This is a genomic window from Alterinioella sp. B-7, from assembly GCF_056857775.1.
The window spans coordinates 444,512-453,894 of sequence record NZ_JBSXNT010000032.1 but is presented as its reverse complement, the minus strand read 5'-3'; the positions used below and the strand labels follow the sequence as shown (position 1 = coordinate 453,894).

General features: G+C 67.8%; 6 protein-coding genes. 3 read left to right on the top strand and 3 right to left on the bottom strand.

Translation table 11 applies throughout. From position 1 onward, the window contains the following. Nucleotides 1–198: 198 nt before the first annotated feature. Nucleotides 199–654 (bottom strand): Lrp/AsnC family transcriptional regulator, encoded by a 456-nt coding sequence (locus AC13C7_RS11860; RefSeq protein WP_172320796.1) that lies wholly within the window; start codon nt 652–654, stop codon nt 199–201. A 145-nt stretch (nt 655–799) separates the two neighbouring features. On the opposite strand from AC13C7_RS11860, the gene putA reads away from it, so the two are divergent. From putA to mnmH, 3 genes are all read left to right on the top strand, one after another. Further along, the gene (gene putA, locus AC13C7_RS11855) at nt 800–4,264 is read left to right on the top strand and encodes a bifunctional proline dehydrogenase/L-glutamate gamma-semialdehyde dehydrogenase PutA (RefSeq protein ID WP_482867600.1); all 3,465 of its coding nucleotides are present in this window, start codon (nt 800–802) and stop codon (nt 4,262–4,264) included. 76 nt (nt 4,265–4,340) lie between these two features. Further along, nucleotides 4,341–5,225 (top strand): NAD(P)-dependent oxidoreductase, encoded by an 885-nt coding sequence (locus AC13C7_RS11850; RefSeq protein ID WP_482867599.1) that lies wholly within the window; start codon nt 4,341–4,343, stop codon nt 5,223–5,225. A gap of 105 nt (nt 5,226–5,330) precedes the next feature. Beyond that, nucleotides 5,331–6,380 (top strand): tRNA 2-selenouridine(34) synthase MnmH, encoded by a 1,050-nt coding sequence (mnmH, locus tag AC13C7_RS11845; protein ID WP_482867598.1) that lies wholly within the window; start codon nt 5,331–5,333, stop codon nt 6,378–6,380. Here mnmH and selD read toward each other — a convergent pair. Beyond that, nucleotides 6,363–8,534 carry a selenide, water dikinase SelD gene (gene selD, locus AC13C7_RS11840; protein WP_482867597.1) on the bottom strand — a complete coding sequence of 724 codons (2,172 nt, stop codon included), beginning with the start codon at nt 8,532–8,534 and terminating at the stop codon, nt 6,363–6,365. The two genes, mnmH and selD, sit on opposite strands and share 18 nt — an antisense overlap. Then, nucleotides 8,531–9,307: a tRNA pseudouridine(38-40) synthase TruA gene (truA, locus tag AC13C7_RS11835; protein ID WP_482867596.1), complete on the bottom strand. Its 777-nt coding sequence runs from the start codon at nt 9,305–9,307 to the stop codon at nt 8,531–8,533. The genes selD and truA overlap by 4 nt, the downstream gene beginning before the upstream one ends. Nucleotides 9,308–9,383 lie beyond the last annotated feature (76 nt).

Genomic DNA, 9,383 nt, shown 5'->3' with positions numbered 1-9,383 from the left:
AGACCGGCTCAGAGCAAACGGCAAAGCTCCAAAACAGGCCATCATCGCTGTCACGCGCAAACTGCTCATCATTCTAAATGCCATGATCCGCGAAAACAGGCCATACCAGCCAACCTGAACAACACACTTGCCCGGGGGGTGCGGGGGGCAGACAGCCCCCCGCGGGTCGGATTGCCGAAGGCAATTCGACACCACGTCTCAGAACGCCCGATCCTTCACCGCCTCCATCGACACATGCGTACTGCTCTGCCCGACATGGGGCAGGCCCGAGACCACCTCGCCCAAGACCCGCCGATAGTCCCGCATATCCCGCGTGCGCACCTTCAGAAGATAGTCGAACGCCCCCGCGATCATGTGGCATTGCTCGATCTCGGGCACCGCCATCACCGCCGCGTTGAACCGGCGCAGCGCGGCCTCGGTCGTGTCGGTCAGCTTGACCTCGACAAAGGCGACGTGATCGCGGCCCAGTTTCGCGGGGTCCACCACGGCGCGGAAGCCGCGGATGACGCCCGCCTCGCGCAGCCGCGCCAGCCGGGTCTGCGTCGGCGTCTTCGACAAGCCGATTCGCGCCGCGATCTCGGTCACGGGCAGGCGGCCATCGGCCAGCAGCAGATCGACGATCTTGCGGTCATAGGCGTCGAGTTGGCTGTCCATCGGTAAAACTCCGTCCATCAGGATCGAACCATACCAAATCTTAGGGCAGATTGCCTGTCAACGGGCGAACCAAAGGCAACCTGCCCGATTGCACGATGCTATCTTGCGCCATCACCCGCAATTCCGCCCCCGAGGTTGCCCGCCCATGTCCACGCTCGACCAACTCCGCCAGCAGATCCGCGCCGCCCATACCGCCGACGAGGCGCGGCTGATCGAAACCCTCACCGACGCGCATGCGCCCGACACCGAGATCCGCGCCGCGATCAGCGCCAATGCCGCCCGGCTGGTCCATGCCATCCGCAATGATGCCAAGCCCGGCCTGATGGAGGTGTTCCTCGCCGAATACGGCCTCTCGACCGAGGAGGGCGTGGCGCTCATGTGCCTGGCCGAAGCGCTCTTGCGCGTGCCCGATGCCGACACGGTGGATGCGCTGATCGAGGACAAGATCGCGCCGTCGGAATGGGGCAGCCACCTGGGCAAGTCGGCCTCCAGCCTGGTCAACGCCTCGACCTGGGCGCTGATGCTGACCGGCAAGGTTCTGCGTGAAGACAAAGAGCCCGGCATCAGCGCCACCCTGCGCGGCGCGGTGAAACGCCTGGGTGAGCCGGTGATCCGCGTCGCCGTGGGGCGGGCCATGCGCGAGATGGGGCAGCAATTCGTCCTGGGCGAAACCATCCGCGACGCGGTCAAGCGCGGCCAGACCAAGGTGCGGCAGGGCTTCACCTACAGCTATGACATGCTGGGCGAGGCGGCGATGACGGCGCATGACGCCGCCGGTTTCATGGCCGCCTACAAGGACGCCATCGCCAAGCTGGCGGGCGAATGCCGCTCGGGCGATATCCGCAACAACCCCGGCATCTCGATCAAGCTCTCGGCCCTGCATCCGCGCTACGAGGAGACCAAATCCGCCCGCATCATGGAGGAGCTTGTGCCGCGCGTGTTGGAGCTGGCGCGCGATGCGAAAGCCGCCGGGATGGGCCTCAATATCGACGCCGAGGAGGCCGACCGGCTGGATCTCTCGCTCGACATCATCGAGGCGGTGCTGCGCGATGACAGCCTTGCCGGGTGGGACGGGTTCGGCGTCGTGGTGCAGGCCTATGGCAAACGCGCGCCGCATGTCATCGACTGGCTGAACGCGCTGGCGGAGGAGCTTGACCGCAAGCTGATGGTGCGCCTCGTCAAGGGGGCCTATTGGGACACCGAGATCAAGCGCGCGCAGGTCGAGGGGCTGGAGGGTTTCCCGGTCTACACCCGCAAACCCGCGACCGACGTGGCCTATATGTGCTGCGCCGCCAAGCTGCTTGGCTATTCGACCGGCATCTATGCGCAATTCGCCACCCATAACGCCCATTCCACCGCCGCGATCCTGGAAATGGCCGGGGACAAGGACGCGTTTGAGTTCCAGCGCCTGCACGGCATGGGCGAGGCGCTGCACGACATCCTGCACCAGCGCCACGGCACCCGCTGCCGTATCTACGCGCCTGTCGGTGCGCATCGCGATCTGCTGGCCTATCTGGTGCGGCGGCTGCTGGAAAACGGCGCCAACAGCAGTTTCGTCAACCAGATCGTGGATGAGGATGTGCCCGCCGAGGTGGTGGCCGAAGACCCGTTCACGGCTTATGCCGAGGCGATCAGGACACCCGCGCCGGGCGTGTCCGACCCCGCCAACATCTTCCCCGGACGTCGCAACTCGCGCGGCTTCGATATGCATTCCCGCGATGACCTGGAAGAGATCGAGGCCGCCCGCGCGCCCTTTGCGGACCACGAGTGGCAAGGCGGGCCGATAATCGCCGGAGAGGTCGCGGGCGAGCCCCCGCATGACGTGATGAACCCGGCCCGTCCCGATGAGCGTGTCGGCCAGTTGACCGACGCGAGTGGCACGGATGTGGAAACCGCGCTTGCCGCCGCGCGCATTTGGGACGCGGCGCCCGAAACCCGCGCCGAGGTGCTCGTGCGCGCCGCCGACCTTTACGAGGAGCACTTCGGCGAATTCTTCGCGGTCCTGACGCGCGAGGCCGGCAAGGCGCTGCCCGACTGCATCGCCGAATTGCGCGAGGCAGTCGATTTCATCCGCTACTACGCAGGCCAGGCCAATGCCGATGCCCCGCGCGGGATCTTCACCTGCATCTCTCCCTGGAACTTCCCGCTGGCGATCTTCTCGGGCCAGATCACCGCCGCGTTGGCGGCGGGCAATGGCGTGCTGGCGAAACCGGCGGAAAACAGCAGCCTTGTCGCCTGCGTGGCGGTGCGGCTCCTGCATGAGGCCGGTGTGCCGCGCGAGGTGTTGCAGCTTCTGCCCGGCAAGGGCAGCGCGCTTGGCCCGGTGCTGACCGGCGACAGCCGCGTCTCGGGCGTCTGTTTCACCGGCTCCACCGCCACCGCGCAGCGCATCAACCGGACGATGGCGGACGGGTTGGACCCGCGCGCGCCACTGATTGCCGAAACCGGGGGCCTGAACGCGATGATCGTGGACAGCACCGCCTTGCCCGAACAGGCGGTGCGCGACGTGATCGCGTCGAGCTTCCAGTCGGCGGGGCAGCGATGCTCGGCGCTGCGCTGCCTCTACGTGCAGGAGGATATCGCGCAAGGCTTCCTCAAGATGCTGAAAGGCGCGATGGATGAGCTGAAACTCGATGACCCGTGGGATACGGCACATGATATCGGGCCGATCATCTCCGAGGCGGCGCGCGACGAGATCGCGGACTATGTAGCGGCGGCGCGCAAGGACGGGCGGTTGCTGCACGAAATTCCGGCCCCGAAAGACGGGGCCTTCCTGGCACCCGCGCTGATCAAGGTGACGGGTATCGCCGACCTGGAACGCGAGGTCTTCGGCCCGGTCCTGCACCTGGCCACCTTCAAGGCGCATCAGGTCGATGACGTGCTGGCGGCGGTGAACGCGCGCGGCTATGGCTTGACCTTCGGGCTGCACAGCCGCATCGACGACCGGGTTCAGCATGTCTCGGACGCGCTGAAAGTCGGCAATATCTATATCAACCGCAACCAGATCGGCGCCATCGTCGGCAGCCAGCCCTTTGGTGGCGAGGGGCTGTCGGGCACCGGCCCCAAGGCGGGCGGGCCGAACTACGTGCCGCGCTTCCGCGCGGTCGATCATGATCTGGAGCCGATGAAAGACGGCGGTGCGGCGGATGTGCAGGCCGTGCAGGCGGCGCTGGCGCGGGCAAATACCGACACTCTGGCGCGGCGCAAGGTCATGACCCTGCCGGGGCCGACGGGGGAATCGAACCGCCTCTCGACCCATGCGCGCGGCACGGTGCTCTGCCTCGGCCCAAGCGCGGACGCCGCCGCCGACCAGGTGCGCATCGCCGAATGGTCGGGCTGCAAGGCGGTGGCGGTGGCACCGGGGGCCGAGATCGACGGCACGCTGTCGCCCGACGCCCTGCGCGATCTGCAGGGGGTCGCGGTCGTGGCTTTCGATGGGCCCGAGACCCAGGCGCGCGCCATCCGTCAGGCGCTGGCGGCCCGTGACGGGGCGCTCATTCCGCTGGCGGGGCAGGCCGACCTGTCGGGCTTCTGCCGGTTGGAGCGCCACGTCTGCATCGACACTACGGCGGCAGGCGGCAACGCCTCGCTTCTGGCCGCGGCAAGCTGATTTCTCCGCCCGGCCCTTGCCCCCCGCGCCCGATCCGCGCAATGAAGGGGCTGAGGTCAGACGGGGAGAGGACGATATGGCGAAACTCGCATTTCTGGGACTGGGCGTCATGGGCTACCCCATGGCGGGTCACCTGCAAAAGGCGGGCCATCAGGTCACGGTCTACAACCGAACCGGGGCGAAGGCCGAGAAATGGGCGGCAGAGCATGGCGGCCATCACGCGCCGACCCCGCGCGAGGCGGCAGACGGCGCGGCGTTCGTCATGGCCTGCGTCGGCAATGATGACGATCTGCGCTCGGTGGTCCTGGGCGAGGACGGCGCCTTTGCCGGGATGGCGGATGGCGCGATCTTCGTCGATCACACCACGGTTTCGGCCATCGTCAGCCGCGAATTGGCCGAGGAGGGCGCGAGCCAGGGTTTCGGCTGGGTCGACGCGCCGGTCTCGGGCGGGCAGGCGGGGGCCGAGAACGGCCAGCTTGCCATCATGTGCGGCGGCGAGGAGGCGCATTTCAGCGCCGCGCGCAAGGTGATGGATCCCTACGCCAAGGCGGTGGAGCATTTCGGCCCGGTCGGCGCGGGGCAACTGACCAAGATGGTCAACCAGATCTGCATCGCGGGCCTGGTCCAGGGCATGTCCGAGGCGTTGTTCTTCGCCATGGAGGCGGGTCTGGACGCAAAGAAAGTCGCGGGGCTGGTGAGCCAGGGCGCGGGCGGATCATGGCAACTGGCCAACCGGGCCGGGACCGTTGTGGACAACAAGTTCGACCACGGATTTGCCGTCGACTGGATGCGCAAGGATCTGGGGATCGCGCTGGAACAGGCGCAGGAAATGGGCGTCAGCCTGCCGGTCACGGCGCTGGTCGATCAGTTTTACGGCGATGTGCAGGGCATGGGCGGCGGACGGTGGGACACGTCGAGCCTGATCCAGCGGTTCCGCAAACTGGCAGGGCAGGGCGTGTAACCTGGCCTCGAATTGCCTGTCGGCAATCCGACCGGGGGCGGGACCTCACGGTCCCGCGGCCTCCGGCGGAGGTATTTTGAGCAAAATGAAAGAGAAGGCGGGGCATTGGGTTTCGAGCTTGGCGAAATCTGGCGGGCAGAGTGGGCGCAGTTCGATCAGGTGATCGACGTGCGCGCGCCTGCCGAATTTGCCGAGGATCATCTGCCCGGTGCGGTTTCGATGCCGGTGCTGTCCGATGCCGAACGGGCGCGGGTCGGCACGATCTATGCGCAGGAGAGCCCCTTTGCCGCGCGCAAGATCGGGGCGGCGCTGGTGGCGCGCAATGCAGCAGCCCATATCGAGGCGCATCTGATGGGCCATGACGGCGGGTGGCAGCCATTGGTCTATTGCTGGCGCGGCGGGCAGCGCTCGGGCTCCTTCGCGACGATCCTGCGTCAGATCGGCTGGCGGGTGGAGGTGCTGGAGGGGGGCTATCGCAGCTACCGGCGGGCTGTCGTGGCGGCGCTCTATGACAGGGATCTGCCGTTCCGCCTGATCCGGCTGGATGGCAATACCGGGACGGCGAAGACGGCGCTGCTGCCGCTTCTGGTCGCGCGCGGCGCGCAGGTCGTGGATCTGGAAAATCTGGCGCGGCATCGCGGCTCGATCCTGGGGGCGGTGGCCGAGGATCAGCCAGCGCAGAAGGGGTTTGAAAGCGCGTTGATGAGCGCGTTTCGCGGGCTCGATCCGACCCAGCCCGTGGTGGTGGAGGCGGAATCGAGCCGCATCGGATCGTTGCGCCTGCCGCCTGCGCTGTGGCGCGCGATGTCGGGCGCGCCGCGTGTCGTGATCGAGGCTCCGCTTGAGGCGCGCGCGCGGTTCCTGCGGGTGGCCTATTCGGACCTGCAGACATCGCGCGGGGGGCTTGTGGACCTGCTGGAAGGGTTGCGCCCGCTGCGCGGCGGGGCGCTGGTCGAGACCTGGCAGGAACAGGCGCGGGCGGGAGAGTGGAAGGCGCTGGCCGCGAGCCTTATGCAGCATCACTACGATCCGGCCTATGCAAGGGCGCGCGAGGCGGGTGCACCTGCCGCAACGGTGCGCGCCGAGCGGCTGGACACGCGCGACCTGCCGGGGTTGGCGGATCGGGTGATGGCGGCACTAGCTCAGGTCGAGTGAGGGCGCGCCTTCGGTGATCTGACCGATGACGGTGCCGGGCGTCTCCGTTCGGGCAAGCGCGGTGATCGTCGCATCCACCGTGTCGGCTGGAACGGCGGCCAGCAGCCCTCCGGCGGTTTGCGGATCGAAGAGAAGCGGCAGGGCGGGGTGATCGCTCGGGCCGATCCGACCCGCAAGTGCCGCCTCATTTTGCGGCTTGAGGGTCGAGGCGATTCCCCTTTCGCCAAGGTCCATCGCGCCGGGCAGGAGGGGGATGGCATCGAGGTCGAGACGTGCCGCGACCCCGGACGCCGCGCAGATATTCATCAGGTGGCCCGCAAGGCCGAAGCCGGTCACATCGGTCATGGCGTGGGCGATCTCGCCGAGGGTGCGGGCGGCGGGACCGGAAGTGAGGCACATGCTGCGCCACGCCTCCGCGACGACCTTACCGGGCGCGGCAATCTGCATCTCACCCGCAAGGATCACTCCGGTGCCGATGGCTTTGGTCAGGATCAGCACGTCGCCCGGTTGCGCCCCGGCCAGCGTGATCGGGTCGCGCTCGGTCAGCCCTGTCACCGTGAAGCCAAGCGTCATCTCGTCGCCCTGGCTGCTGTGACCGCCGACAATCGCCGCGCCCTCTGCGGCGAAGACGGCGCTGGCCTCACTCATGATCTCGCTGAGCCAGCGCGATTGCAGGTCCGGCACGGCGCGCGGCAGGATTACGGTCGCCAGCGCGCTTTGCGGCGCGGCCCCCATGGCCCAACAATCGCCAAGCGCATGGATCGCGGCGATCCGGGCCATCAGGGCGGGATCATCCGTGAAGGCGCGCAGGTGGTCGGTGGTCAGGATCTGACGGTCCTCGCCATGGCTCAGGATCGCGGCATCGTCGCCGGGGCGCGACAGGATATCGGCGCGTGTGGGCGCGGGGAGGGAGGAGAGCGCGGCCGTCAGGCTGCCCGATCCGAGCTTGGCCCCGCAGCCGCCGCATAGGGGCTTGTCGCCGAGCGCTTCGGTGACTCCTGCGGCAGTGGTCCGTGGTGGAGCGGGCGGGCGCATCGGCTCCAACCCCCTGAATTTGTCCATGAATTTCTGGTCGATACGGTCCTTCCAGCGCCACAGGAGCGGCCCCCTCAGGGAAAACCCCGCCTTTTCGGCCAAGGCCCGTCTGGACCCGAGCGAGATCAGCTTGAGATAGTCGCGCTGCGGTTTGAAACGGTGCATCCCGTCCGCGCGCCCCATCGCCATCGCGCGCAGGTTATGGGTCAGGATCGGGGCGGCGCGCACGGCGAAGACGCCTGCCTTGGGGCGCGGCGCGAATCCCAGATGCGCGCAATCGCCTGCCGCGAAGACGCTAGGGTTGCTGGTTTGAAGCGTGGGCGAAACGGCGAGGTATCCGGCCTCGGTCTCCAGGCCGGTTTCCGACAGCCAGCGATAGGGGCGCGGGCCGCCTGCGCCGAGGGTGAAGCGGGCCGGAATGGCGGTGCCGTCGGCCAGTTCCACGCCCGTGCAGGTGATACGGGCGACCTCGGCCCCCTCGTGGCAGGCAACGCCCTGCCGGGATAGTTCAGCCGTCAAACTTTTCCGCGCGCGTTCAGGCAAGGCATCCAGGAGGCGGCCCTGATCGAGCAGCGTGACCTGCGCGTCGCCGGTCGCCTGCCGCAGCCGATGCGCGGCTGCCATGGCCAGCTCCGCCCCCGCCACACCGCCACCGATCACCGCCACCGGGCCGCCGTTCCCGGCCACGAAACGCGCCCATGTATCGGCAAAGCGGTCCAGCGGCTTGGCGGCGACGGCGTGCGCGGAGAACCCCTTGATCTCTGCCATCTCGCCATGGCTGCCGATATCGAGCGAGGCGATGTCATAGGCGATCCGCCGTCCCCCCTTCAGCGTCACGATGTGTGCCACCGGGTCCAGCGATATAGCCGCGTCCAGCACGATCCGCGCGCCCGCGAAGCGCGCCAGTTGGACGAGGTCGATATCCAAGGCTTCCCGCGTGTAATGCCCCGCGATATGGCCGGGCAACATGCCCGAATAGGGCGCGGTGGGGCCGGGGTTGATCAGCGTCAGGCGCGCGCCGGGCAGGCGCTTCATGCCCCAGGATTTCAACACCAGCGCATGGGTATGCCCGCCGCCGATCAGCACGATATCGCGGGTGGCGGGCAGGGCGGGAGTCATGGCGCGGGACCGAAGACGGGGGCGGGATAAATCACGTCGGACAGGTAGAGCCCGTGCGGCGGGCAGACCGTGCCGCAGGCCGCGCGGTCGCGCGCCTCAAGCGCGGCCTTCACGTCCTCCGGTTGCCATGATCCGGACCCGACATGTTCCAGCGTGCCGACGATGGAGCGGACCTGGTTATGCAGAAATGACCGCGCCCGCAGGAAGATCGCCAGTTCTTGGCCCTCGGCGCGGGGAATTTCGCGGATGGTGATTTCATCGAGCGTCTTGACCGGGCTTGCGGCCTGGCAATGGGTGGCGCGGAACGTGGTGAAATCATGCCGCCCGATCAAGTGCGCGGCGCCTTCGCGCATCGCCGCCACGTCCAGCGGCTGTTTCACCTGCCAGGCGAACCCGGCGTCATGGGTCAGCGGCGCGCGGCGCGCGATGAGGCGGAAGATGTATTGCCGTTCGACCGCCGAGAACCGCGCGTGCCAGTCATCCTTGACCCGCGCGCAGGCGACGACGGCCACGGGCTGCGGTTTCAGGTGATAATTCAACGCCTCGGACAGGCGAAAGGGTTCCCAATCGCGGGCCATGTCGCAATGCGCCACTTGGCCAAGCGCGTGAACGCCAGCATCGGTCCGGCCCGCCGCCGCAATCCCCGGCACGCCCGCCTCCAGCCGCGCCAGTGCGGCCTCGACCGCGCCTTGCACCGAGGGCTGGTCAGACTGGCGCTGCCACCCGGCAAAGGGCGCGCCGTCATATTCGATTTTCAGGGCATAGCGCGGCATGGTGTTGCGCTACCCCAATTGACCCTTGCGCGCAATCGGGCCTGTAAACTGCCCGTCCGAATGCCTATTCTCGACC